The sequence below is a fragment of the Pseudomonas sp. LBUM1674 genome (genome assembly GCF_059695635.1).
Genome location: NZ_CP166779.1, coordinates 5,579,544 through 5,606,107 on the forward strand (window position 1 = coordinate 5,579,544; position 26,564 = coordinate 5,606,107).

General features: G+C 60.3%; 23 protein-coding genes. 8 read left to right on the top strand and 15 right to left on the bottom strand.

What is annotated here, in order from left to right; genetic code table 11:
* Nucleotide 1 precedes the first annotated feature (1 nt).
* The 4 genes from ACA067_RS25680 to zwf form a co-directional block, all read right to left on the bottom strand.
* Entirely contained in the window at nt 2-727 is a 726-nt protein-coding gene (locus ACA067_RS25680) for an intradiol ring-cleavage dioxygenase (protein WP_497459070.1), read from the bottom strand.
* Nucleotides 728-1,007: 280 nt separating this feature from the next.
* Nucleotides 1,008-1,673 carry a bifunctional 4-hydroxy-2-oxoglutarate aldolase/2-dehydro-3-deoxy-phosphogluconate aldolase gene (locus ACA067_RS25685; protein WP_497459071.1) on the bottom strand — a complete coding sequence of 222 codons (666 nt, stop codon included), beginning with the start codon at nt 1,671-1,673 and terminating at the stop codon, nt 1,008-1,010.
* A gap of 17 nt (nt 1,674-1,690) precedes the next feature.
* A complete protein-coding gene (gene pgl, locus ACA067_RS25690; RefSeq protein WP_497459072.1) occupies nt 1,691-2,404 on the bottom strand; it encodes a 6-phosphogluconolactonase in 714 nt (237 codons plus the stop codon).
* Nucleotides 2,391-3,860: a glucose-6-phosphate dehydrogenase gene (gene zwf / locus ACA067_RS25695; protein ID WP_497459073.1), complete on the bottom strand. Its 1,470-nt coding sequence runs from the start codon at nt 3,858-3,860 to the stop codon at nt 2,391-2,393. The genes pgl and zwf overlap by 14 nt, the downstream gene beginning before the upstream one ends.
* A gap of 239 nt (nt 3,861-4,099) precedes the next feature.
* Here zwf and ACA067_RS25700 point away from each other — a divergent pair, with 239 nt between their 5' ends.
* Nucleotides 4,100-4,960, top strand: coding sequence for a MurR/RpiR family transcriptional regulator (locus ACA067_RS25700; RefSeq protein ID WP_178084775.1), 861 nt, complete (start codon nt 4,100-4,102; stop codon nt 4,958-4,960).
* A 109-nt stretch (nt 4,961-5,069) separates the two neighbouring features.
* Here the strand turns inward: ACA067_RS25700 and ACA067_RS25705 are convergent, their stop codons facing one another.
* From ACA067_RS25705 to edd, 11 genes are all read right to left on the bottom strand, one after another.
* Nucleotides 5,070-5,924, bottom strand: a complete 855-nt coding sequence (locus ACA067_RS25705) for a D-hexose-6-phosphate mutarotase (RefSeq protein ID WP_497459074.1) — start codon at nt 5,922-5,924, stop codon at nt 5,070-5,072.
* Between the two features lie 115 nt (nt 5,925-6,039).
* Nucleotides 6,040-7,386: a carbohydrate porin gene (locus tag ACA067_RS25710; protein ID WP_497459075.1), complete on the bottom strand. Its 1,347-nt coding sequence runs from the start codon at nt 7,384-7,386 to the stop codon at nt 6,040-6,042.
* Nucleotides 7,387-7,477: 91 nt separating this feature from the next.
* Complete coding sequence (locus ACA067_RS25715) at nt 7,478-8,638, bottom strand: ABC transporter ATP-binding protein (protein ID WP_497459076.1); 1,161 nt, start codon at nt 8,636-8,638, stop codon at nt 7,478-7,480.
* A gap of 3 nt (nt 8,639-8,641) precedes the next feature.
* Entirely contained in the window at nt 8,642-9,487 is an 846-nt protein-coding gene (locus ACA067_RS25720) for a carbohydrate ABC transporter permease (RefSeq protein WP_008155862.1), read from the bottom strand.
* The gene (locus ACA067_RS25725; RefSeq protein WP_064679358.1) at nt 9,480-10,388 is read right to left on the bottom strand and encodes a carbohydrate ABC transporter permease; all 909 of its coding nucleotides are present in this window, start codon (nt 10,386-10,388) and stop codon (nt 9,480-9,482) included. The genes ACA067_RS25720 and ACA067_RS25725 overlap by 8 nt, the downstream gene beginning before the upstream one ends.
* Nucleotides 10,389-10,587: 199 nt before the next feature.
* Complete coding sequence (locus tag ACA067_RS25730) at nt 10,588-11,895, bottom strand: ABC transporter substrate-binding protein (protein ID WP_497459077.1); 1,308 nt, start codon at nt 11,893-11,895, stop codon at nt 10,588-10,590.
* 116 nt (nt 11,896-12,011) lie between these two features.
* The gene (locus tag ACA067_RS25735; protein ID WP_497459078.1) at nt 12,012-13,271 is read right to left on the bottom strand and encodes a D-mannose isomerase; all 1,260 of its coding nucleotides are present in this window, start codon (nt 13,269-13,271) and stop codon (nt 12,012-12,014) included.
* Nucleotides 13,272-13,506: 235 nt separating this feature from the next.
* Nucleotides 13,507-14,934 (bottom strand): ATP-binding protein, encoded by a 1,428-nt coding sequence (locus ACA067_RS25740; RefSeq protein WP_497462844.1) that lies wholly within the window; start codon nt 14,932-14,934, stop codon nt 13,507-13,509.
* Nucleotides 14,935-14,965: 31 nt separating this feature from the next.
* On the bottom strand, nt 14,966-15,697 hold the full coding sequence (locus ACA067_RS25745) for a response regulator (protein WP_497459079.1): 732 nt from the start codon (nt 15,695-15,697) through the stop codon (nt 14,966-14,968).
* A gap of 153 nt (nt 15,698-15,850) precedes the next feature.
* Complete coding sequence (locus ACA067_RS25750; protein ID WP_497459080.1) at nt 15,851-16,804, bottom strand: glucokinase; 954 nt, start codon at nt 16,802-16,804, stop codon at nt 15,851-15,853.
* The gene (edd, locus tag ACA067_RS25755) at nt 16,801-18,627 is read right to left on the bottom strand and encodes a phosphogluconate dehydratase (protein WP_497459081.1); all 1,827 of its coding nucleotides are present in this window, start codon (nt 18,625-18,627) and stop codon (nt 16,801-16,803) included. Before edd ends, ACA067_RS25750 begins: the two co-directional genes overlap by 4 nt.
* A gap of 220 nt (nt 18,628-18,847) precedes the next feature.
* Between edd and gap the strand changes: the two genes are divergently transcribed.
* The 7 genes from gap (at nt 18,848) to ACA067_RS25790 (ending at nt 26,105) form a co-directional block, all read left to right on the top strand.
* Nucleotides 18,848-19,849, top strand: coding sequence for a type I glyceraldehyde-3-phosphate dehydrogenase (gene gap, locus ACA067_RS25760; RefSeq protein WP_497459082.1), 1,002 nt, complete (start codon nt 18,848-18,850; stop codon nt 19,847-19,849).
* Nucleotides 19,850-19,957: 108 nt separating this feature from the next.
* The gene (locus ACA067_RS25765; protein ID WP_150745949.1) at nt 19,958-20,422 is read left to right on the top strand and encodes a methylglyoxal synthase; all 465 of its coding nucleotides are present in this window, start codon (nt 19,958-19,960) and stop codon (nt 20,420-20,422) included.
* Between the two features lie 77 nt (nt 20,423-20,499).
* A complete protein-coding gene (locus ACA067_RS25770; RefSeq protein WP_497459083.1) occupies nt 20,500-21,027 on the top strand; it encodes an RNA polymerase sigma factor in 528 nt (175 codons plus the stop codon).
* Nucleotides 21,028-21,147: 120 nt separating this feature from the next.
* Complete coding sequence (locus ACA067_RS25775; RefSeq protein ID WP_497459084.1) at nt 21,148-22,113, top strand: FecR family protein; 966 nt, start codon at nt 21,148-21,150, stop codon at nt 22,111-22,113.
* 122 nt (nt 22,114-22,235) lie between these two features.
* Nucleotides 22,236-24,827 (top strand): TonB-dependent receptor, encoded by a 2,592-nt coding sequence (locus ACA067_RS25780; protein ID WP_497459085.1) that lies wholly within the window; start codon nt 22,236-22,238, stop codon nt 24,825-24,827.
* A 113-nt stretch (nt 24,828-24,940) separates the two neighbouring features.
* A complete protein-coding gene (locus tag ACA067_RS25785; RefSeq protein WP_497459086.1) occupies nt 24,941-25,549 on the top strand; it encodes a biliverdin-producing heme oxygenase in 609 nt (202 codons plus the stop codon).
* A gap of 160 nt (nt 25,550-25,709) precedes the next feature.
* On the top strand, nt 25,710-26,105 hold the full coding sequence (locus ACA067_RS25790; RefSeq protein ID WP_497462845.1) for a YbaN family protein: 396 nt from the start codon (nt 25,710-25,712) through the stop codon (nt 26,103-26,105).
* The last annotated feature ends 459 nt before the right edge of the window (nt 26,106-26,564 follow it).

The following is a 26,564-nucleotide window of genomic DNA, read 5'->3' on the forward strand; positions in this document are numbered from 1 at the left end:
GTCACACGGTGTACTTGTCGAAGTCCTCGGGCTTGATCTGCATCGACACTGCAAAGGTGTCGATTCCGATGGTCATCTGCCCGAAAAAGCCATCTTCATTCGAGTCTCGACCGAGCGTGTGAACGCTCAGGGTCGAAGCTTCACCACCCATGGTCTCATGGAAAAAATCCTCACCATTGGTGAGCGGCGAAACGGATCGACCGCTGTATTCCCTGGCGTTGAGAACCGAGCGGGTGGCCACTTCGGGCAGGTATAGCTGACCGACCCAGGCGACGTGCCGCTCTTGCAGATAGTTATTGCCGGCCGTGATGCGTATGGCGACGTGTATGTGCAAGGCACGGCCGGCATAGAACCCCGGATAGATCGTGGTGAATCGCACGATGCCCTTCCTGTCCGAGAATTGCCCGCCACGCAGGTAGGTATCATCGTCGGTGCGCGGGATCGAGCCGATAGCGTCGACGTCGACCTCCTTGTCCGGATTGATCTTGCTCCAGCCCGAATAAGCCCCGCGCGCATTGCAATGCCAGATATCCACCAGTGCATCGGTCACCGGCTGACCGGTCATGGCGTCGACAATCGTCAGCCTCAACACCAGGGGGACGCCATCCATCCCTTCGCTGATGTTTCTTCTGATCAATTTCGGATTACGGAAATACGGGCCGGCGATCTGTTCGGGTGACAGCAGATAAGCCGGTGTTGAGGGTACCACTGAGGTGTTGTCGTCCATGACGTTCTCTCTTCTTCCATAAGAAGAACGCAGGTTAACGCTGGGCGAGCGGTGAAATGCGGTAACTATGTACCGCATGGTGCCCCCCCTGTAGGAGCCGGCTTGCTGGCGAAGGTCGTTAACGAAAACGCGTGTTTACTGGCTAAACACGGCGCCCATGAAGACGCCTTCGCCAGCAAGCCGGCTCCTACAAGGTTTTTTTCGGGCAAAAAAAAACGGTGCACCGACCAAGCGCACCGTAAAGCCGTAGAACACACAACGAAGTGTTTGGTAAAGCCGATCAGTCCAGCAGCGCCAGTGCCTCGGCGGTGCATTCCTGAATGCGGGCCCAGTCGCCGTTCTTGATCCACTCGGGATCAAGCATCCAGCTACCGCCCACGCACATGACGTTTTTCAACGCCATGTAGCTTTTGATGTTGGCCGGGCTGACGCCACCGGTCGGGCAGAATTTCACTTCGCCGAACGGGCCACCCAATGCCTTGATGGCTGCCACGCCCCCGCTGACTTCCGCCGGGAACAGCTTGAAGCGGCGGTAACCCAGGCCATAGCCTTCCATGATGCCCGAGGCATTGCTGATGCCTGGCAACAGCGGAATCGGGCTGTCGACGCTGGCTTCGAGCAGATCACGGGTGATGCCCGGCGTGACGATGAACTGCGAACCCGCGGCTTCGGCAGCCGCCAGCATAGTGCGATCGAGCACGGTACCGGCACCGGTCACCAGCTCCGGACGCTGTTCGCGCAGAACCTGGATAGCCTTGAGGCCGAACTGCGAACGCAGGGTCACTTCCAGGGCGGTCAGGCCACCGGCTGCAAGGGCGTCAGCCAGCGGCAGGATGTCCTGTTCGCGAGCGATGGTAATTACCGGCAAGATCCGCGCCTTGGCGCAGAGGCTGTCGATCAGGGCAACTTTGTCCGCCATGGAAACGGTCGGGGATGTGTTTGTCATAGCGGCTGATCCTTGGCTCATGGGCACCAGTAAATCTCTAACGTAGGTTGCAGAAACGCGCGAATCGGCATGGCGGCGACATCGTCGCCGGCCAATGCGGCACTCAGGGTGGTCAGCTTGGACTGACCGGAAATCGATAAAACGGTCTTCTTCGCCGAAGCCAGCAGCGCGCGACTCATGGTCAGGCGCTGATGCGGCACGGTCGGCGCCAGCATCGGCCAGCAGCGACGGCTGCCGTCGACTTTCAAGGCGTCGGCCAGGTTCGGGCTGTTCGGGAACAGCGAGGCGGTGTGCCCGTCGTCGCCCATGCCCAGTATCAGCACGTCGATCGGCGGCAATTCGGCCAACAAGCGATCAGCCTGCTCGGCCGCCTGTTCGAGATTGGCGGTGGCACTGTAGAGGCTCAAAAACTGCGCCTTGGCCGCCGGACCTTGCAACAGGTAGCGCTTGAGCAGACCGGCATTGCTGTCGGCGTGTTCCACCGGTACCCAACGCTCGTCCGCCAGGGTCACCACGACGTTGGACCAGTCCAGCGCTTGCTTGGCCAGGTGCTGGAAAAACGCCACCGGGCTGCGACCACCAGAGACCACAAGCGTTGCGGTACCGGTGGCGTCGATCGCGTCGCTCAATTGCTTGGCCACATTCAGCGCCAGGCCTTCGGCGAGCAACACCGGGCTCTTGAACTCATGGGCGCTGACGCCCTGAGGCAGTTTCAATTCAGATATCGCCATACCACGACCTCCCATCCCGCGTGATCAGAGCAATGGAGCTCATCGGTCCCCAGGACCCGGCCGCGTACGGCTTGGGCGCATCACCGGATTTTTTCCACCCGGCGATCAACTGGTCACACCACTTCCACGCGGCTTCGATTTCATCTTTACGGACAAACAGGTTCTGATTGCCGCGCATCACTTCCAGCAACAACCGTTCGTAGGCATCGGGAATCCGTGCGCTGCGCCAGGTGTCTGAAAAATTCAGCTGCAACGGACCGCTGCGCAGCTGCATGCCCTTGTCCAGGCCTTGTTCTTTGGTCATCACGCGCAAGGAAATGCCTTCGTCCGGTTGCAGGCGGATGATCAGCTTGTTGCTGATCTGCAAGCGCTGCTCGGGGGCGAAGATGTAGTGCGATGGTTCCTTGAAGTGGATGACGATCTGCGACAACTTCTGCGGCATGCGCTTGCCGGTACGCAGGTAGAACGGCACACCGGCCCAGCGCCAGTTGCGAATGTCGGCACGCAGGGCGACGAAGGTTTCGGTGTCGCTCTGGGTGTTGGAGTTCGGCTCTTCCAGATAACCGGGCACCGATTTGCCTTCGCTGTGGCCGGCGATGTACTGGCCGCGCACCACTTGCGTGGTCAGGCCTTCCGGGCTGATCGGCGCCAGGGCCTTGAGGACTTTGACTTTCTCGTCGCGGATGCTGTCGGCGGACAGGTCGGCCGGCGGGTCCATGGCGATCAGGCAGAGCAATTGCAGCAGGTGATTCTGGATCATGTCCCGCAGCTGGCCGGCCTTGTCGAAGTAACCCCAGCGGCCTTCGATCCCGACTTTCTCGGCCACGGTGATTTCCACGTGGGAGATGTAGTTCTGGTTCCACTGGGTTTCGAACAGGCTGTTGGCAAAACGCAGGGCAATCAGGTTCTGCACAGTTTCCTTGCCCAGATAGTGGTCGATGCGATAGGTGCGGTTCTCCGGGAAGAACTGCGCTACGGCGTCGTTGACCTTGCGCGAGGATTCAAGGTCGGAACCGATGGGTTTTTCCAGCACCACGCGGGTGTTTTCGGTCAGGCCGACCTTCGACAGGTTCTCGCAGATCGCGCCGTAAACCGCTGCCGGTGTCGCGAAGTAGGCGATCACTCGCTGGGCGCTGCCGGCCATTTCGGCCAGGGCGACGTAGTCGTCAGCCTTGAGGAAATCGACGTGCAGGTAGCTCAGGCGGGCCAGGAAGCGCTCAACCACGGCTTCGTCCAGCTCTTTGTCACTGACGTATCGGCGCAGCTCGGCGGCGATGAACGCCAGATGCTGCTGCTCGCTGCCAGGTTCACGGGCCAGCGCAATGATGCGCGTATCCTCATGAAGCAGGCCTGCGCCATCGAGTTGATAGAGGGCAGGAAACAGCTTGCGCAGGGCCAGATCGCCAAGGGCGCCGAACAAGGCAAAGGTGCACGGTTCAACCGTAATCGAAGGCATGATGTTTGTTCTTTTATCAAGTTAAGCTACAAATACCTTTTTTCAAGGCATGATTCAAGGGAAAATGTAGTAATAACCACAACATTTTACCAAAATAGAGATTCCGAGTGGTGGTCAGTCGGAGCCATCAGTAGGATAGGCCACCGTGACGGGCCCGATCAAAGTCCCAATTTGCATAGCCGGGGCCCTTATTTGTAGTGCTCTCTTGTTTGCGGAGCTAAGGAACCAATATGGACCGCGTGCGAAATTTACTGGAACAGATCCAGAATCGCCTTGAAGACCTGAACAAGGCCGAACGCAAAGTCGCCGAAGTGATCCTGCTCAACCCACAGCAGGCCACCCGGTTCAGCATCGCCGCCCTCGCCCAGGCCTCGAAGGTCAGCGAGCCGACGGTCAACCGTTTCTGCCGTTCGTTCGGCGTCAGCGGTTACCCCGAACTAAAACTGCAGCTGGCCCAAAGCCTGGCCAGTGGCGCGGCGTATGTCAGCCGTGCGGTCGAGGCCGATGACAATCCTGAAGCGTATACGAAGAAGATTTTCGGCAGCGCCATCGCCTCTTTGGACAGTGCCTTGCAGGCGCTGGATCCGAACCTGATCAGCCGCGCCGTCGACTTGCTGATCCAGGCCCGGCAGATCCACTTCTTCGGCCTCGGCGCCTCGGCTCCGGTGGCGCTGGACGCGCAGCACAAGTTCTTCCGCTTCAACCTGGCCGTCACCGCCCATGCGGACGTGCTGATGCAGCGCATGATTGCTTCGGTCGCCCACACCGGCGAGTTGTTCGTGATCATTTCCTACACCGGCCGCACCCGTGAACTGGTGGAAGTGGCGCGCCTGGCCCGGGAAAACGGCGCTTCAGTGCTCGGCCTGACCGCTGAAGGTTCGCCATTGGCCAAGGCCAGCACCTTGAGCCTGAACATTCCATTGCCGGAAGACACTGACATCTATATGCCGATGACGTCGCGGATCATTCAGCTGACGGTGCTGGATGTGCTCGCGACGGGCATGACCCTGCGCCGGGGCGTGGATTTCCAGCCGCATTTGCGCAAGATCAAGGAAAGCCTGAATGCCAGTCGGTATCCGATTGGGGATGAGTTTAATTAACCCACTGATCGTTCCCACGCTCTGCGTGGGAATGCCTCAAAGGACGCTCCGCGTCCAGTGACGCAGAGCGTCACGGGCTGCCTTCCCACGCAGAGCGTGGGAACGATCATTACGCCCCAACCCGCGCCTGCAAACTCAAATGCGCCCGCTCCCCCGGCGCCAGGCTCAGGCTATCGGTCCCGCCGCTCGCCGCTTCCACGCAGACAAACTCGCCAATCTCATTCCAGCTCACCCCCAGCAAAGGTCGATAACCGGGATGCCAGACCACCGTGTCCGCATCGTCACCGGTATCGATGCACAATTCCCTCTGCCACGCGTGGTCCTTGAGCTGTAATTCGCCTTCCTGCTGAAACACTCGCTGACAACCACCCTCGACTCGCAACTCGCCTTCCTGCTGGCAAACCTGGCGGTTCAAATGGTCGTAGCCTTGCGCACCCTCGAGCCCAGACAGCGCTACCTCACCAACGTCGCCAATTCGCCAGTAGGCATGCAACGCCTGGCTCAACTGGCACGGCAAGCTGTCCTGATGCTCGGTGCACAGGCGTAAATCCATGCGTTCGCCCAGGTGCGCATGCAGGTCCACTTGCCAGTCGCACAACTGAAGTTGCCAATGCAAACGCACGCCATCCTCGTCACTGCTACTGTCCAGCAGCTTCCAGTCGAGCAGCCGGGCCCAGCCGTGGGAAGGCCAGGCGTTTTCGCTCGGATGGCGACCATACCAGGGCCAGCACACCGGCACCCCGCCACGAATCGCCCCGACATGCGGCCATTTGGCTGCGCACCAGAGCCAGGGTTTCTGGTCCCGGGGCTGAAAGTGCAACAACTGCGCGCCCTGCCGACTGAACACCGCCTGACACAGCGGATGATCGATCACCAGCACATCGCGCATCTGATAGCGCTCCCACGCGAATACCGGACGTTCGCGCAAGGATTTGAAGAAGCGTTGTAGCGGATGCTCATGCATGTGCCACGGTCCTGAAAATCATCCTGTTCCCCGGGGTGCGCCACCACAAAAAAAAGCGGACAGCCTTGGCCGTCCGCAAAAATGCGCACATGGAGAGGAGCTTATCGCAACAACGTTAGAACACCGACTGAATTTTCAACCCTGCCACCAGCGCGTTATCAACTTCATCCACACCGCCCGGGTGAGTGATGTATTGCAGGTTAGGACGTACGGTCAGCCAGTTGGTAACGTGGAAGCCGTAGTTGATCTCGTAGTTGTACTCGGTGTTACGCAGCGGCGAGAACAGCGGATCCTGGTAGTCGCTGACACCATTGGAAGCGTTGACCAGCTCGGCGTTTTTCTTCACGTCGTCGTTGACATGGATACGGGCGAAACCGATACCCATGTCATCTTTTGGACGTGCATCGAACGGGCCCTTGTACACAAACATCAGCGACTGGTAGTTGTCGACGATGTTGGTGTCCTTGTCGTGGAAAGTGGCGTTGGCGGCGATGTTCAGACCGCGGGACGCGTCACCGTTGTGGCTGGTGAGTTGTTGCTGCGCCACGAACCAGTAGCCGGACTTGCTGCTGTGGCTGCGGTAGGCGTTGCCGCTGGTTGCCGCATCATTGCCGTTGTCGTCTTCGCGAACGTCATCGGCTTTGGCCGTGCTTTTGTAGTAACCGACACGGTATTCGCCCGGCAGGTTGCCAGGGTTAGGCAACCAGACCAGTTCGACCGGCAAGACGGTGCCCTTGGTACCACTGCCGCTGAGCTTGAAGCCGTTACCGTGCTCCAGTTGCGAGGGGTTCTGGTTGTATGCGCCGATCTGCGCGTAGAACTCAGGCGAGATGTTGTACTTCACGCGGATCGCGGCCTGGCTGACCGGCCAGTTGTACCAGATATTGGTCGCCCAGTTACCCACCTGGGAACCGCAGAACGCCAGGTTCTGGAACTCGCAAGGGAAGGTGTTGAAGTCTTCGCCTTCGCCGAAATAACCGGCTTTGACGTCCAGTTTATTGTCGAGGAACTGGTGCTTGATCCACAACTGGGTCAGACGGACCATGTGGCCACGGCCGTAGACTTCCTGAGAGGAACTCAAGGTGCCGGCGCGCGGGTCGCCGACACGGTCATTGGAGATGTTCTCACCGTTACGGTTGGTGAGCTGGATCTTGGCCTGGGTGTTATCCCAACCCCACAACTTTTGCAGGTCCAGTGCCACGCCCAAGCCAAACTGGTCGGCGTAGCGCGCCGTCTTGTCGTTGTTGTAGCCGCCGTGGAGGTTGCCGCCCACTTCACCGACGTAGTCCATCTTGATGTCGATACCCTGCTCGATCAGCCGGGTCCGCTCGCCACCCCAATCACCGGTCATCCATTCGGAATCGGCGCTGAACGCGTCAGCCGCGTGCACACTACCGGCCAGCGTCATGGCCGCAATCGCTGACAACTGGCAGATAAGCTGAGCGTTGTTGTTCTTCTTCATCCCTACATCCTCGTTTTATTGTTATTAACTGTTTTTATTTAACGCGGTTTACATCCCCTGTGGGAGCGAGCTCGCTCCCACATTTTGTTCTTCAGCGGCCCTTGAACTGCGCCACATTGGCACTGTGAGTCTCGGTTTTAGGCAGGCCAGCAACCCCCAACCGCTCTCCGGTCTTCGCATCGAACAACAGCACTTTCGATGGATCGAATTGCAGGGTCAGGGTCTCGCCCACGGCCGGTGCAACGTCCGGCGCCAGACGGCAGCAGACCTTGGTTTCATTGAGATTGACGAACACCAGGGTGTCGGGACCGGTCGGTTCGGTGACCTGGACTTCAGCGCGGATGGTTGGCAAGCCATTGGGCTCGCTGCCCGCCAGTACGATCTGCTCAGGACGCATGCCAAGGATGACTTCGCGGTCTTCAAGACCGGCGTCCTGCATGCCCAACGGCAATTCGCAGCGCGCCTGGCCACTGTCGAGCAGCGCCACCAGGCGACCGTCCTTGCGCTGCAAACGCAGGGGGATAAAGTTCATCGGCGGCGAACCGATGAAGCTCGCCACGAACAGGTTGGCCGGGTTGTTGTAGATGTCTTTCGGCGTGCCGAACTGCTGAATGATTCCGTCCTTCATCACCGCCACCTTGTCGCCCAGGGTCATGGCTTCGATCTGGTCGTGGGTCACGTAGACCGTGGTGGTTTTCAGGCGCTGGTGCATCAGTTTCATTTCAGTGCGCATCTCGACCCGCAGCTTGGCATCGAGGTTGGACAGCGGTTCGTCAAACAGGTAAATCTTCGGCCGCCGCGCCAGCGCACGGCCCATCGCCACGCGCTGTTGCTGCCCCCCGGAGAGCTGGCCGGGTTTGCGACTCAGCAGGTGTTCGATCTGCAACAATTTGGCGACGCGAGCGACTTCTTCGTCGATTTCGGCGGCGGGCAACTTGCGAATCTTCAGGCCGAACGCAATGTTGTCCCGCACGCTCATGGTCGGGTACAGCGCGTACGACTGGAACACCATGGCGATGTCGCGATCTTTCGGGCTCATGCCGCTGATGTCGGCGTCGTCCACCAGGATCGCGCCGCCACTGATGTTTTCCAGACCGGCGATGCAGTTCATCAGCGTGGATTTACCACAGCCCGACGGGCCGACCAGGATCAGGAACTCACCGTCATCGATCTTCAGTTCGATGTTTTTCAGGGTGTCCGGCAAACCGGCGCCGTAGGTCTTGTTGACGTTGCGTAATTCGAGAGTTGCCATGTTCTACCCCTTGACCGCGCCGGACGTCAGCCCACGCAGGAAATACTTGCCAGCGAAAATGTAGACCAGCAGTGTCGGCAGCCCGGCGATCATCGCGGCGGCCATATCAACGTTGTATTCCTTGGCCCCGGTGCTGGTGTTGACCAGGTTGTTCAGGGCCACGGTAATCGGCTGGGCGTCGCCACTGGCGAAGACCACGCCGAACAGGAAGTCATTCCAGATCTGGGTGAACTGCCAGATCAGGCAGACCATCACGATCGGGATCGACATCGGCAGCAGGATCTTCCAGAAAATCGTGAAGAAGCCTGCGCCATCCAGGCGTGCAGCCTTGACCAGTGCATCCGGAATGCTTACGTAGTAGTTGCGGAAGAACAGCGTGGTGAACGCCAGGCCGTAGACCACGTGCACCAGCACCAGACCCGTAGTGGTGTTCGCCAGGCCGAACTTGCCGAGGGTGAACGAGGCGGGTAGCAGCACGGTCTGGAACGGCAGGAAGCAGCCGAATAGCAGCAGGCCGAAGAACAGTTGCGAACCCCGGAAGCGCCACATCGACAGCACGTAGCCGTTCATTGCACCGATGAAAGTGGAAATCAAAACTGCCGGCACGGTGATTTTCACCGAGTTCCAGAAGTAGCCGCCGACGACGTCCCAGGCCTTGATCCAGCCGATGCCGTCGATTACTTGCGGCCAGCTCAGCAGGTTGCCGGTGCGGATGTCTTCCGGGGATTTGAAACTGGTCAGCAGCATCACAACCAGCGGGATCAGGTAGATCGCGGCGGCCAACAACAAGGTGGCGTAGATCGCGATGCGACTGAAGCTGATCGCCGGTTTTCCGAGTTGATTACTCATGGCGTTTGCCTCGCAATTCGGAGTACAGGTACGGCACCAGAATCGCCAGGATCGCGCCGAGCATCATCATGGCGCTGGCCGAACCGATGCCCATCTGGCCACGGCTGAAGGTGAAGGAATACATGAACATCGCGGGCAGGTCGGACGAGTAGCCCGGGCCGCCAGCGGTCATGGCCGCCACCAGGTCGAAGCTCTTGATCGCGATGTGCGCGAGGATCATGAAGGCACTGAAGAACACCGGACGCAGGCTCGGCAAAACGATCTTCAGGTAGATGGTCGGCAGGCTCGCACCGTCGACTTGCGCGGCACGGATGATCGATTGATCGACACCGCGCAGGCCGGCGAGGAACATCGCCATCACAAACCCGGAGGCTTGCCACACGGCGGCGATCACCAGGCAATACACCACGCGATCCTGATCCACCAGCCAGTCGAGACGGAAGCCTTCCCAGCCCCAGTCACGCAGCATCTTGTCCAGGCCCAGGCCTGGGTTGAGCAGCCATTTCCATGCGGTACCGGTGACGATCATCGACAGCGCCATCGGGTACAGGTAGACGGTGCGGATGAAGCCTTCCTTGCGAATGCGCTGATCCAGCAGCACCGCGAGGAACACCCCCAGCACCAGGCTGATGCCGATGAACATGCCGCCGAAGAGCGCGAGGTTCTTGCTCGCGACCCACCAGCGATCGTTGTCCATCAGGCGGATGTATTGCTGCAGGCCGACCCATTTGTAGCTCGGCATGAAGCTGGAATTGGTGAAGGACAGAACGAATGTCCAGATGATGTAACCGTAGAAGCCAACCAACACGATCAGCATGCTCGGCGCGAGTACCAACTTGGGTAACCAGCGTTGCAGCGCATCGAACGGTGAGGCTTTGCTGAAAACCGCCACAGAGCTCATCGGGATAATCCAGGTGGAGAGAATTGGACCGACACGGTGATCCCTGGTGGGAGCAGGATTGTGTGGGAGCTGGCTTGTCGGGTCGCCGCATCGCTGCGATGGCATCAACACGGTTCGCAGTTGAACCGAGTAGCCTGCATCGCGGGCAAGCCCGCTCCCACACAATCCCATTCCACCCAGGATCAGGTTGTGTCAGGGTTTACTGGGCAGCTTTGACAGCCGATGCCAGTTGCGCGCTGGCCTTGGCCGGGTCAGCATTTTTGTCGTTCATGAAGTTGGTGACCACGTCGAAGATCGCGCCTTGCACGGCCAGGGACGTGGCCATGTTGTGCGCCATGCTCGGTTGCAGGCCGCCAGTCTTCTCGTCCGCCAGGAAGTCCTTGGCAGCCGTTTGCGCGCAAGCATCGAAGCCCAGGCCGCTCATGTCGTTGAGCATGTCGGTCCGCACCGGGATCGAGCCTTTGTTGATACTGAAGACTTTCTGGAAGTCTTTACCCAGAGCGACCTTGGCCAGGTCTTGCTGGGCGGCGATGTCGCCTTTGCGGTCAGCCTTGAGCTTGAACACAGCCAGCGAGTCGATGTTGTAGGTGAAGGCTTTTTCGGTGCCCGGGAACGGCACGCATTGGTAATCCTTGCCGGCGACTTTCTTGGCAGCAGTCCATTCGCTCTTGGCCCAGTCGCCCATCATCTGCATGCCGGCCTTGCCGTTGATGACGTCGGCGGCCGCGATGTTCCAGTCACGACCGGCGCGGTTCGGGTCCATGTAGCCGGTGAGTTTCTTCAGCTCGGTGAAGGCCTTGGTCATCTCAGGCCCCGAGAGGGTTTTCTGATCCAGGTCCACCAGGGCTTTCTTGTAACCGTCGGCGCCCATGACCGAGAGCACCACGTCTTCAAACACGGTGCTGTCCTGCCAAGGCTGGCCACCGTGGGCAAGCGCGATGAAGCCTGCGGCTTTCAGCTTGTCGCCGGCGGCATAGAATTCTTCGAGGGTAGTCGGGGCTTTTTCGATCCCGGCTTTCTTGAAGACTTCCGGGTTGATCCACAGCCAGTTGACGCGGTGAATGTTCACCGGCACGGCGACGTAGTCACCTTCGTACTTGACGGTGTCGGAGACTTTCGCAGGCAGCAGGCCATCCCAGTTTTCCGACTTGGAAACGTCTTTCAATGCGTCGGTGCTCAGCAGGCCCGTGCTGCCCCACTCCTGGATGTCCGGACCTTTGATCTGGGCGACGCCCGGTGGGTTACCGGCGACGGCGCGGCTTTTGAGTACGGTCATGGCCGTGGATCCGCCACCACCGGCGACGGCGCCGTCCTTCCAGGTAAAGCCATCTTTTTCGACTTGAGCCTTCAGAACATCGACCGCTGCCTTTTCACCACCAGAGGTCCACCAGTGAACGACCTCCACCGAACCTTTGGCATCGGCGGCAAGGGCACTCAGCGGGAATGCAGACAGGGGAAGCAGCGAGGCGAGAGAAATGACAGTAGCGAGGCGAGAAATCGCATTCATCTGGTAGTACCTTTCTTGTTGTTATGCATGCAAGTCTGGTGCTTGCGCTGCATCGATTTTAAACAGGAGTCATCCCTTCGCAGGTAACGAAGGGACGTTCGAATGTCACCACATGGTTACACAGGAACGCGCCGGGACAACTGCCCCAGGGCAGTGGCCATGCTGGGCGCCAGCGGCAGGCGCGGGATCAACACGGCTTGCCAGGCGTGATACAGGTCGGGTTTGCCGGCCCAGATATCGGTACTCGGGCGATTATGCGGATCGAGTTCGTGATACCAGCTGCCGTCACAGCGGTCGATGAAATGACTGTCACAAAATTCCCAGAACAGTCGGTACCAGTGTTCGTATTGTTCCTCGCCAGTGCGTTTGAGCAGAGCGCTGGCGGCGGCGCTGGCTTCGCAATGGGTCCAGTGCAGGCGATGACGAACCACGGCGCGATTGTCCCAGTCGAGGGTGTAGACGATGCCCGCCGCACCGTCGACGTTCCAACCGTGACGACAATTATGATCGAACAGTTTTTGCGCATCCGTTGCGAGCCAGCCTGGCGTCAGCATCCCGGCCCGGACCCGCGCCGCCTCGAGGTGCAGCAACAGCCGCGCCCACTCGAAACCGTGGCCGGGCGTGGTGCCGTAGGGACGAAAACCGTCGGCCGGATTGTCGTGGTTATACTCGCGTAGCGGCTGCCAGTCGCGGTCGAAATGCTCGACCACCAGGTAGTCATTGGCGGCGGCATGCGTATGGATAACGCGCTCGACGATGCGCTGGGCGCGGACCAGCCAGCGGTTGTCTTCGGTGACGTCAGCCAGCGCGAGGAAGGCTTCGGTGGCGTGCATGTTGCTGTTGGCACCGCGATAGCGTTCCTCTTCACTCCAGTCGCGGTTGAAGGATTCGCGCATCGCGCCCTCCTCCTCGCTCCAGAAATGCGTGTCGATGATGTGGATGGCGTCATCGAGCAGGGCCTGGGCGCCGGGACGCTGCGCTACGACCGCGGAACTGGCGGCCAGGGCGACGAAAGCGTGCAGGTAAGCCGCCTTGCCGGTATCGCCGTCGCGATGATTGGCGGTGGCAAACCAGCCTCCGTGCCTGGCGTCGCGCAGCGGACCGCTGAGGGCTTTGACACCGTGATCCACCCGTTCCGCAAAACCCGGCAAACCCTGGATGTGGGCCATGGCGAAACTGTGGGTCATGCGCGCGGTGTTCATGGTTTCGGCTTGGGCATTGGCTGGGAGGCGGCCCTTTTCATCGAGGTTGCCGAAGCCTTCAGGGAGCTTTGAGGCCTTGGCAAATGAAAGCAGGCGCAGGCCTTCGGCGGCGAGCCATTGCTGATGGGCAGGTGCGTTCAGCCAACTGCTGAAGGCCGGTTGGAAGGTGTCCATGGGGTGCCTTTTTTTGTTGTTATGACTGGGTGCAGTCTAAACAACGGGGGGTGGCGGGCTTGTAACGAAGGGGGCGAGTTATGTCACTGACTTGTGACAATCGCCAAAAGGATGTGTTGATTGATCCGACGCCATCGCGGGCAAGCCCGCTCCCACAAGGTTCTGCACATATTTTCAGAATGTAGGTAATCCTGTGGGAGCGTGGCTTGCCCGCGATGAAGGCGACGCGGTGTGACTAATCAACACTGCGAGGCAACTGAAGGGTCACCCGCAACCCGCCTTCACGCAGGTTCTGCAGGCTGACCTCCCCCCCATGACTATGGGCAATATTGCGCGCAATCCCCAACCCCAACCCATAACCCTGCTGCTGCCCCGCCAGGCGAAAGTGCGGTTCGAACACCTGTTCCAGCCGCTGCTCCGGAACCCCAGGCCCTTCATCATCGACATGCAGGACAAACGCGCTGTCATCGTCATCGATGTGCAGGTGCGCGTTCTGCCCATACTTCAAGGCATTGTCGATCAGGTTGCCAATGCAACGCTTGAGCGCCAACGGCTTACCCGGATAAGGCGCCAGCGCGCGTCCTTGCTGGGTCACCCGGCCATTGCCGTTGGGTGCCAGGTACGGTTCCACCAGACAATCGAGCACATGGTTGAGATCCACCGGCTCGATATTCTCGTGAATGTCGGTGTCTTTCACGCATTGCAGCGCGCCTTTGACCAGCAGCTCCAATTCATCCAGATCGCGACCGAACTTGGCTTGCAGCTGTTCGTCCTCAAGCAGTTCGACCCGCAGCCGCAAGCGGGTAATCGGCGTGCGCAGGTCATGGGAAATCGCACTGAACAACTGACTGCGTTCGGTCAGGTAACGGCTGATTCGTTCGCGCATCGCGTTGAAGGCACGGCCCACTTCGACCACTTCACTCCCACCGCCCTCGGCTACCGGTTCGACTTCGGCCCCCAATGACATATCGCGTGCCGCCCGTGCGAGACGCTTGAGCGGCCGGCTCTGCCAGTGCACCAGCAAGCCGATGAACAACAACAGAAAACCACTGGTAAGCACGATGAACCAGACCTGTTGCGCCGGCAGCCCCTGCTCTTCAAGGCTGGTATAGGGCTCGGGCAACAGCGAAGCGATGTACAGCCATTCTCCCGGCGCCATCTGGATCTGCGTGACCAGCACCGGCGGATTGACCGGTTCCAGGGTCAGCGCGTAATGCGCCCAGGAACGCGGCAATTCGTCGAGTTTCAGGCCGCCGTTGAAAATCCGCAGGTCTTCGGGGCTGACAAACGTCACCGAGATATCAGTGTCCTGGCCCAGGGACTGGCGCAGCACTTCATCAACCGCTTTGAGCACCGCCTCTTTGCGCGGGGTGATTGGCAGCACCTCCATCCCCAAGGGTTTGTCGTTGAGGGTCACCACGAACCGGGTGCCGCCCATGCTGCGCAACTGATCGAGCACCAGCGGCCGGAACGCCACCGGCAACGAACGGAAGTAACTGACGCTGGCGGTCATCGAATGTGCGAGGCTGCGGGCGCTGGTGACCAGCCCCTCAAGCTGGGTGGCGCGCAGCTGCGAGACCCAGATCACGCTCGACAGCGCCTGGGCGAACAGCACCGCCAGCAAGGTCAGCAGCAACATCCGCCCGAGCAGCGAACGCGGCACGGGCACCCTGGCGGCGAGTTTGCGGAAAAACTCAGTGGCCATTACTGGCAACCACATTGGCTGCCAGTTGGTAGCCGCTGCCGCGCACGGTACGGATCAGCCGCGGCGGTTTTTCGGTGTCGCGCAGACGCTGACGCAGGCGGCTGACAGCCATGTCGACGATCCGATCCAGTGGCATCAGATCGCGGCCACGGGTGGCATTGCCGATGGTGTCGCGATCGAGGATTTCCTGAGGATGATCGAGGAACAGCTTCAGCAGGGCGAAATCGGCACCGGAGAGAATCACTTCTTCGCCGTCGATGTGGAACAGGCGGTGGCTGACCGTGTCCAGGCGCCAGTCATCGAAGGCCAGCACTTCACTGCCGGACCGCTCCTGACCGAACTGCGCGCGGCGCAACAGCGCCTTGATGCGCGCTTGCAATTCACGGGGACTGAAGGGTTTGCCCAGGTAGTCATCGGCGCCCAGCTCCAGGCCGATGACGCGGTCAGCCTCGTCGGAACTGGCGGTGAGCATGATGATCGGCACCTGGGCCTGACGCGGGTGCTGGCGAATCCAACGGCACAGACTGAAACCGTCTTCGTCGGGCAGCATTACGTCGAGAATCACCAGATCACTCGGCGCGTCGTTCATGGCCTGGCGAAAGCCGGCACCGTCGGGCGTGGTCCGGACCTGGAAACCGGCACGGGTCAGGTAGGTGTCCAGCAACTCGCGTATCTCTTGATCGTCATCGACCAACAAAATCGACTTGTTGACTGAGCTCACGGGGCGGCGTCCTTGTTATTTGAGTTGGGACGGATTATGCCTTATCGATCGATCGTTCCCACGCTCTGCGTGGGAATGCCTCAAGGGACGCTCCGCGTCCAGTGACGCGTAGCGTCACGGGCTGCGTTCCCACGCAGAGCGTGGGAACGATCACTACTGTGCTTGATCCAGCGCCACTCCCGCACCCACAAGGCCGGAATACGGCGCCGTCACCAGCCACACCGGAATACCCTTGAAGTAATCGCTCATGCAGCCCTTGTCGGCAAAGCACCGGGCGAAACCGCTTTCGATGAAGAAGTCGGCAAACCGCGGAATCACCCCGCCAACGATGTACACGCCACCGCGTGCACCGGTAGTCAGCACGTTGTTGCCGGCCACACGGCCGAGCCAGCAGCAGAATTGCTCAAGCACTTCCAGGGCAATCGGATCACCCGCCAGACCGGCTGCGGTAATCGATTCCGGGGTATCGAGCACGGCCTCGTGGCCGTCTACCGCACAGATCGCCCGATAAACCCGCGGCAAACCGCTGCCGCTCAACGCCGTTTCAGCACTGACATGGCCGATCTCGGTGAAGATGTGTTGCCATAGCTGGGTTTCCCGCAGACTGCTCAGGGGCAAATCGACGTGACCGCCCTCCCCCGGCAACGCGGCGAATCGGCCTTCGCCCAGGTCGAGCAACGTCCCCACGCCAAGGCCAGTGCCGGGCCCGATCACCACCGCGGGCCGCAACGGTTCCGGGGTGCCGTCGCAGACCACCCGAAATTCGTCCGGCTGCAATCGGGTCATGCCCAACGCCATGGCCGAGAAATCGTTGACCAGCAGCAATTGGTCCACCTGCAACATCTCGCAGAATCCCTTGCGGCTTAGCCGCCAGTGATTGTTGGTGAACTTGAATTCATCGCCGCTCACCGGGCCCGCCACCGACAGGCACACCGCGCCGATCGAACCCGGCGCCAGGCCGAGCCCGCTCAGATAAAGGCTGATGGCCTCTTCCGGGCTGGCATGGTCTGCCGTCGCCAGCACCTGGATCGATTCCAGCTGCTGGTTTTTCCACAACGCGAAACGTGCGTTGGTCCCACCGATGTCACCGACCAAAGCCAGTTTCAATTAAGCGTCTCCAGGGCAGAAGTGAAGGCGCTGGCGCCCTGCTCTGCGGAGCTGAAGGCCATGCGCATGAAACCAAACAGTTCGCGACCGCTGCCGATGTTATTGCCCAACAGGCCCTTGGCAGGTTCGCGCGCTGCGAATTCTTCGGCGTCCACCTTAAGCTCCAGGGTGCCTGTAACGCCATCGACGCGGATGATATCGCCCTCTTGCACCCGCGCCAAAGCGCCGCCCACATACGCTTCGGGGCTGACGTGAATCGCCGCCGGGATTTTCCCCGACGCACCGGACATGCGCCCGTCGGTCACCAGTGCCACTTTGAAGCCGCGATCCTGCAGCACGCCGAGGAACGGTGTCATCTTGTGCAGTTCCGGCATGCCGTTGGAACGCGGGCCTTGGAAGCGCATGACAGCGACGAAGTCCTTCTCCAGCAAACCGGCCTTGAACGCATCGGCCAGGTCCTGCTGATCCTGGAACACCATGGCCGGCGCTTCGACGACCTGATTTTCCAAGGCCACCGCCGAGACTTTCATCACACCGCGACCGAGGTTGCCTTCCATCACTCGCAAACCGCCCTCTGGCGAGAATGCCCGAGCGACCGGACGCAGGATGGTTTCGTCGAGGCTTTCGATCGGGCCTTCGCGCCAGACCAGTTCGCCGTTATCGAGGAAAGGTTCCATGGTGTAGCGGCTCAGGCCGTGGCCCAGGACCGTGTTGACGTTTTCGTGCAGCAGCCCGGCTTCCAACAGTTCGCGGATCAGGAACGACATGCCGCCCGCGGCCTGGAAGTGGTTGATGTCGGCTTTGCCATTGGGGTAGACGTGGCTCAGGGTCGGCACCACCTCGGAGAGGTCGGCCATGTCCTGCCAGGTCAATTGAATGCCCGCCGCCATGGCGATGGCCGGCATGTGCAAGGTGTGGTTGGTCGAGCCGCCGGTGGCGTGCAGCGCCACGATCGAGTTGACCAGCGAACGCTCGTCGACGATTTCGCCGATCGGCATGAAATCGCCGCTCTGCTTGGTCAGACGTGTGACCTGATGCGCCGCTTCGCGGGTCAGGGCATCGCGCAACGGTGTGTTCGGGTTGACGAAAGAGGCCCCCGGCAAGTGCAGGCCCATGACTTCCATCAGCAACTGGTTGGTATTGGCAGTGCCATAGAACGTGCAGGTGCCGGGGCTGTGGTAGGACTTCATTTCCGATTCCAGCAGCTCTTCGCGGCTGGCCTTGCCTTCGGCGTAACGCTGGCGCACGTCGGCTTTCTGCTTGTTGGAAATGCCCGAGACCATCGGCCCACCCGGGACGAAGATCGTCGGCAAGTGACCGAAGCGCAGGGCGCCCATCATCAGACCGGGCACGATCTTGTCGCAGATACCCAGCATCAGCGCGCCGTCGAACATGTTGTGGGACAGGGCCACGGCGGTGGACAGCGCAATCACTTCACGGCTGGGCAGGCTCAGCTCCATCCCCGGCTCACCCTGGGTCACGCCATCGCACATGGCCGGGGTGCCACCGGCGAACTGGCCGACAGAACCGATTTCGCGCAGGGCCCTTTTGATCTGCTCAGGGAACACTTCGTACGGCTGATGCGCCGAGAGCATGTCGTTATATGACGAAACAATTGCGATGTTGGCGGAATTCATCATCCGCAGACTGTGCTTGTCATCGCTGCCGCAGCCAGCCACGCCGTGGGCGAAGTTGGCGCATTGCAGCTTGCCGCGCATCGGTCCGTCGCTGGCGGCACTACGAATCAGTGCAAGGTAAGCCTCACGTGTAGCACGGCTGCGGGCGATAAGCCGTTCGGTGACTTCAAGGACGCGGGGATGCATGTGTAGAACTCCAGGCTAACGGATGTGGCGACCTGATTGTCTATGCTGAACAAGGGCCGGTGTCGATGGGATGACAGACGGTTTTCTTGATCGGTCGGACCAGTTGATTCAGGTCACTCGTTGTAGATTAAACAAAATATTGCCATTAAAAAGGCTTGTTTTCTATTTTTATGCGAATAATCTTGTAATTCCAACAACAAAACGACGGCGGCCCTGTTAAATGACTCTTCGAATCGCAATCAATGGTTTTGGCCGAATTGGCCGTAACGTGCTTCGCGCACTGTATACCCAAGGCTATCGCCAGGACCTGCAGATCGTTGCCATCAATGATTTGGGCGACAGTGCGATGAACGCTCATCTGCTCAAATACGATTCTGTTCATGGCACGTTCGACGCCGATGTCCAGCACGATCGGGAAAGCCTGACGGTCAACGGCGACCGCATTTCGGTCAGTGCCATTCGCAACCCGGCCGAGCTGCCTTGGGCCGCGGAAAAGATTGATGTCGTATTCGAATGCACCGGCCTGTTCACCGACCGGGCCAAGGCCGCCGCGCATATTACCGCCGGCGCGCGCAAAGTGATCATCTCGGCCCCGGCCAAAGGCGCCGACGCCACCGTGGTGTATGGGGTCAACCACGATATCCTGCGTCAGTCGCACCAGATCATTTCCAATGCTTCATGCACCACCAACTGCCTGGCCCCGGTGGCCCAGGTGCTGCATCGCGAGTTCGGCATCGAAAGCGGCCTGATGACCACGATCCACGCCTACACCAACGACCAGAACCTGACCGACGTCTACCACAGCGACCCGTACCGCGCCCGTTCTGCCACCCAGAACATGATCCCGAGCAAGACCGGCGCTGCCGAAGCGGTCGGCCTGGTACTGCCGGAACTGGCGGGCAAACTGACCGGCATGGCCGTGCGTGTGCCGGTGATCAACGTATCGCTGGTGGACCTGACCGTGCAGCTCAAGCGCGAAGCGTCGGCGGCTGAAGTGAACGCATTGCTCAAAGAAGCCAGCCGGCACTCGAAGATTCTTGGCTACAACACCCTGCCGCTGGTTTCCAGCGACTTCAATCACAACCCGCTGTCGTCGATCTTCGATGCCAACCACACCAAGTCCAGCGGCAAGCTGCTCAAGGTCCTGGCCTGGTACGACAACGAATGGGGCTTCTCCAACCGCATGCTCGATAACTGCCTGGCGCTGTGCAACGCAGAATAACGCTGCGTACATGACACCGCCCCTGTAGGAGCAGGCTTGCAGCGAAGACGTCCTCAAGACCGCCATCGCCAGCAAGCCGCCCCCCCCCCGTTGCCTACGGAACAACCCATGATTGGTATCAGCTTTACGCAAAAGACCCTGGCGGCGCGCAAGCGGATCGCCCTGGTCGCCCATGACCACTGCAAGGTATTTCTGCTGGACTGGGCCGAGCGCCAGAAAGACAAGCTTGCGCAACATGAACTGGTCGCCACCGGCACCACCGGATTGTTGTTGCAACAGCGTCTGGATTTGCCAGTGGAAAGCATGATCAGCGGCCCGCTGGGTGGCGACCAGCAGCTCGGCGCGCGAATCGCCGAGCAACGGGTCGACATGCTGGTGTTCTTCTGGGACCCGTTCGAACCGCAGCCCCATGACCCGGACATCAAGGCATTACTGCGGGTGGCGGCGGTGTGGAACATTCCCGTCGCCTGCAACGAATGCAGCGCCGACTATCTGTTGAGCAGCCCATTGATGGATCAGGCGCACCCGCACCGGATCCCGGATTACGCCACCTATCTGCTGGGCCGCGCATAAACCTTCACAATTGAGTGCTTGACCAGTCAAGCGGATGATAAGCATTATCATTCGCTCGACATGGATCAGGTCCTCCCGTGAGTCAATCGCGTTTCAATCACGTCTTCATCGCCCAGCGAGTCTCTCTGCTGCGCACCCTGGAGCGGATGGTCAACAATCACAGCACCGCCGAAGACCTCTTGCAGGAGACCTACCTGCGCGTGACCCGGGCGCTCAGTGAACGGGCCATCGATCACCTTGAACCCTTCGTGTTCCAGACCGCCCGCAACCTGGCGCTGGACCATTTGCGTGCGCGTCGCATCCAGTCGCGCACCCTGCTCGATGACGTGCCGCTGGACGTGGTGCAGGCCGTTGCCTCCCCCGTGAGCAGCGCCGAGGACGCCGCCCATGCCGAACAATTGCTGGAGCGTTTGAACGTGAGCCTCAATCAACTCAGCGCCCGTCAGCAGCAGATTTTCATGCTCAGCCGCCTGCACGGGCACAGTTACCTGGAGATTGCCGAGAAGCTCGGCGTGTCGTTGAGCACCGTGCAAAAAGAATTGAAGCTGATCATGGCGATCTGTATCGGTGTTGCACAAAGGAATGACGGCGGCGGGAAGCTTTAAGTGACAAGCTGCAAGCTAAAATGCCGAACCGAGCTTGAAGCTTGAAACTTGAAACTTGCAGCTTAAAACCTACCGCTTGAAACTCAAACCCGCTTCCCCCGCCCCTGCCGAGGAAACACCGTGACGGACACCCATCGCCCCCCTGCGCCCTCCCCGGCACGGGACCCCGCCAGCGCAATGGACCAGGCCTTGGACTGGCTGATCGTGCTGGGCAGTCCGAGCGAGGAACAGACCCGACAATTCCATGCCTGGCTCGCCGCCGATCCCCTGCATGCCGAAGCGTTTGCCAAGGCCCAGGCGATCTGGGACGGCCCGCTCGTGCTGCAATGCGCGCAAAACCTGGCCGTTCAACCACCGAAGGTGACAGTCCTGTCGCGCCTGCGACCGCACTGGAAAGCCCTGGCCACCGCCGCCGTGCTGATCCTCGGTGTGTTCAGCTTCAGCAACTTGCCGATGCGCCTGCAGGCCGATCACTTGACCGTGGTCGGTGAGCGCCAGCGACTGCAACTGGAGGACGGTTCGAAAGTCTTGCTCAATACCAATTCGGCCTTCTCCAGCACAATCAACGATCAGCAGCGCGTGGCCCGCCTGTATCAGGGCGAGGCGTTTTTCGACGTGCCCGCCAATCGCGCTCAGCCGCTGCAAATCGACGCCGGTCCGGTCCAGGCCAGCGTGCGCGATACCGCGTTTGCGGTGCGCTACCTCGATGGCGTGGCACAGGTGCGGGTGCAGCGAGGCGACGTCGACCTGCAAGCAACCCGCAGCGATGCGCGGGTCCGTTTGTCCGCCGGGGAAAGCATCCGCATCGGCCCCAACGGTTTCGATCGCCCGGCCAAACTCGATGCCGCCACCGACCTGGCGTGGGTGCAGGGCCGGCTGGTATTCGAAAACTGCCCACTGAACCAGGTGCTGGCAGAGCTGCGTCGCTACTACCCAGGCTGGATCATCAACAACAACGAGCAGTTGGCCGACGTCGCGGTGACCGGCAACTACCGTCTCGATCAGCCCCTGGATGTCGTACGCTCGCTGGCCCACATTACCTCGGCCCGGCTCCAGGAATTCCCGGCGTTGGTCATCCTGAACTGAATGAGAATTATTTTTACTCGATAGCCGAAGCTCGTACGTCTCGTTATAGCCAATGCAATTGATTCGCATCTCGACATGCCAATCAGCACCTATAAAGATTCGTGCGACACGGAGCGCTATCGATGTCCTCTCGCCTCACCCGCCAGTCCTCTTCACCTTCCCGTGTGCTGTCGCTGCTCACCGCCGCCATCCTGATGGCCGGCAGCGCGCCGCTGATGGCGGCCACCGCCGACGGGCAGCCGACCCGCAACATGGGCGATTACTCGTTTGCCATCCCGCAGCAATCGCTGGTCTCGGCACTCAATGCCTTTACCGCCGTGACGGGCTGGCAAGTCGGCTTGCCAGCCGAACTGGGACAGGGCGTGGCATCGCCGGGTGTACGCGGCTCGCTGCCACCGGAAAAAGCCCTGGATCGCCTGTTGGTGGGGACCAACCTGAGCTATCGCAAACTGGGCAACAACAACATCGTGCTGGAGAAGCGCGCCAGCAGCGGCGCCATCAACCTGCAACAGATGACCATCAGCGCCACTCGCCAGGAACAGAGCGTGGAAAGCGTGCCGGGCACTGTCACCGTTCACACCCGTGAAGAACTGGACCGCAACAACGTCAACACCATCAAGGATCTGGTGCGTTACGAACCGGGTGTATCGGTGGGGGGTGCCGGTCAGCGCGGCGGGATCAGCGGCTACAATATTCGTGGCATCGATGGCGCCCGGATCCTGACTCAGGTCGACGGCGTCGAAATCCCCAATGGTTTTTTCAACGGCCCCTACGCCAAGACTCAACGCAACTACGTCGACCCGGAAATCATCAAGCGCGTGGAAATCCTGCGCGGCCCGGCCTCGGTGCTCTACGGCAGTAACGCCATCGGTGGTGCGGTCAGTTACTTCACCCTCGACCCGGACGACATCATCAAGCCGGGCCAGGACGTCGGGGCACGCCTCAAGACCGGTTACAGTTCCGCCGATGAGAGCTGGCTCAAGTCTGCCACCTTCGCCGGTCGGGCCGAGCGGTTCGACGGCTTGCTGCATTACAGCCAGCGTGACGGTCATGAAACCGAGTCCTATGGCAGCCACAACGGCACTGGCCTGGCACGCACCGCGGCCAACCCGGAAGACGCGCGCACCACCAACGTGCTGGCCAAAATCGGCTGGAACTATAACGATGATTCGCGCCTGGGCCTGACTTACGAGAAGTACAAGGACGACCGCGACAGCGATCTGAAAAGCGCTTACGGCGGTCCCTTCTTCAATGGCCAGCCGACCATTCCCGCGAACATCCTGCCGGGCGGCATGTATCAGTGGCGCACCGGTAACGACACGGTTACCCGTGAGCGCTTCGGCCTGGAACACCGCTTCGCCCTCGACAGCCTGCTGGCGGACAACGTCAAGTGGAGCCTGAATCATCAGGTCGCCAAAACCGATCAGAGCACCGCCGAGTTTTACTACCCGGTCTCCCGCCAGGTGCTGCGAACCCGCGAAACGCTCTACGAAGAAAAGCAGTGGATACTGGATGCGCAACTGGATAAAGGCTTCAGCCTCGGCGACACAGAGCACCTGTTGACCTACGGCACCACGATCAAGCAGCAGAAAGTCACCGGCTCGCGCAGCGGCAACGGCACCTGCCTTGCGGTGTTCGGCAGTTGCCGGGCCATCGGCGCGGTCAGTCCGGGCGATGTGCTGAAAAAATCCAGTGACTTCCCTGACCCGACCATCAACACCTACAGCCTGTTTGCCCAGGACCAGATCAGCTGGGACAAATGGACCTTCCTGCCAGGTGTGCGCTACGACTACACGCAACTCAAGCCGCACATCACCCAGGAATTCCTCAACACCGTGGCCCCCGACGGTCTCGGCACCGTGAGCGATAAGAATAAAACCTGGCACAAGGTCTCACCCAAGTTCGGCCTGACCTATGCCCTGACCGATCATTACACCTGGTATGGCCAGTACGCCGAAGGTTTCCGTACGCCGACCGCCAAGGCGTTGTACGGGCGCTTCGAGAACACCACCCCCGGCTACAGCGTGGCGCCGAACCCGAACCTGGAACCGGAAAAAAGCAAAAGCTACGAAACCGGCCTGCGCGGCAATTTCGAATCCGGTTCGTTCGATGTGGCGGTGTTCTATAACAAGTACCGAGACTTCATCAACGAAGATGCGATCACACCCGGCGACGACAAGCTCACCTTCCAGAGCCACAACATCAGGCACGCCACCATCAAGGGCGCGGAGATCAAGGGTCGTTTGAACCTCGACGCCTTTGGTGCGCCACAGGGCCTGTACACCCAGGGTTCGCTGGCTTACGCCTACGGTCGCAACAACGACACCGGCGAGCCGCTCAACGGTGTCAACCCGATGACCGGCGTGTTCGGCCTCGGATATGACCAGGACACCTATGGCGGCCTGCTCAGCTGGACGCTGGTGAAGAAGAAGGACCGCGTCGACGACAGCAACTTCAACTCGCCGGACGGCGTCAGCAGCCAGTTCAAGTCTCCGGGCTTTGGCATGCTCGACCTCACCGGCTTCTACAAGGTGACCGACGACGTGACCGTCAGCGCCGGCCTCTACAACCTGACCGACAAGCAGTACTGGCTGTGGGATGACGTACGCGGTTATGACGGCGTTGGCGAGGCAGCCGTGATCAACCCGGCGAATCTTGATCGTTTGACCCAGCCCGGCCGCAACTTCGCAATCAATCTGGTCTGGGATATCTGACCCTTCGCACCTCGCTGCGCGGTGTTCAATGCCGCACAGTGAGGATTTTTTTACTGTCTGGCGCCTGCCCATTCGTCTCGTTACCAGGCGCCTCTTTTTCTCAAGGATTTCTCATGACCACTCAGGACACAGCTCAACGCCCTGCTCTGCGTTCACAACGCTTGAACCAGATCACCCATGAGCCTCACAGCAAACTCGATGCGCTGGTCAAAGCCCACGCACCGTTTGAAACCCAGGCCAACTTCGCGCGTTTCGTGGTGGCGCAGTATCTGTTCCAGTCAGAACTGGTGTCGCTGTACAACGATGCCAAACTGACAGCCATCGTCCCGGACCTGCCGGCCCGCTGCCGTGCTGAAGCGGCCAAGGCGGATCTGGCGGACCTGGACACCGAAGTGCCTGCCCCGGTCGCCGGTGCCGTGAAGAACCCAACCAAAACCGAGGCGCTGGGCTGGCTGTTCGTCTCCGAAGGTTCAAAACTTGGCGCCGCATTTCTGATCAAGCGCGCCGTTGGACTGGGCTTGAGCGAAACCTTCGGTGCCCGGCATCTTGGCGAACCCGCCGGGGGCCGTGCTGAAGGCTGGAAAAGCTTCGTCAAGACGCTCGATGGATTGGCGTTCAGCGCTCAGGAAGAAGCCGAAGTGGATAAAGGTGCAATCGATGCATTCAACCGCTTCACCGTGTTGCTGGAACAGGCCTATGCCACCACCCCCGAACTCGCCTGACTGAATGCAATCCCCTGTGGGAGCGGGCTTGCCCGCGATGGCGGCTTACTATTCAACAGAGATGCTGAATGTCACATCGCTATCGCGGGCAAGCCCGCTCCCACAGGGACCGAGCAAACCTGCAGGATCCCGATCAAGCTTGAAAAATTCCCTCGAGCCCATGCCTCTGCCTGCCTCCTCCAGACTCGCCCGCATCCTCTTTGGCCTGCTGGCCTACATCAGCCTCGGCATTGGCCTGATCGCCATCCTCGTACCCGGCTTGCCGACCACCGAGTTCATCCTGCTCGCCGCCTGGGCCGCGACCAAAAGTTCGCCGCGCCTGAGTGCATGGCTGGAAAACCATCGGCTGTTCGGGCCGATCCTGTGCAACTGGCGCAACGGCAAAATCATCACGCGCCGGGCCAAGGTCAGTGCCACCGTCAGCATGCTGCTGTGCGCCGGGTTGATGTTGGTCATGCTCGAGCATGGCTGGCCGATTTACCTGGCAATCGCTGGTATGAGCCTGGGGAACTTGTGGATCTGGTCGCGGCCGGAAAGGTTGTCGCTGCCGTCCTGACAGGCCGGGGCGCCAGCCTTCGCGAGCAGGCTCCCACAGATAATCTCCTGTGTGACATCGATCAATGTGGGAGCGAGTCTGCTCGAGAAAGCGTCCGCACAGACGCCGAAAATCCCCAGGCACATGCTTTTGTTGACCGCTCATCGGCTTTTACTCATGCAAACCTGCCCCACGCCGATGGTTCAGGAATGGCGCTGAATGGACTTGGCGAACCGGGTCGGTCCCGACCCGCAGCCAACACCTCATCCATTCGCGAGTTCGCCCCATGTTCGACGCTCTCTCTATCCGCCTGAAAATTGTTCTGCTGTCCGGCCTGTGCTTGCTGGGCGTGGTCGTACTGATCGTCGGCATGAACATCTACCAGACCGATCGCAACGATGAATTGGTCAGTGCCTCCAGCAGCAAGATGCTCACCGCCGGCGTGCAGGATCTGCTCCAGGCCAAGGCGGCCGGGCAAGC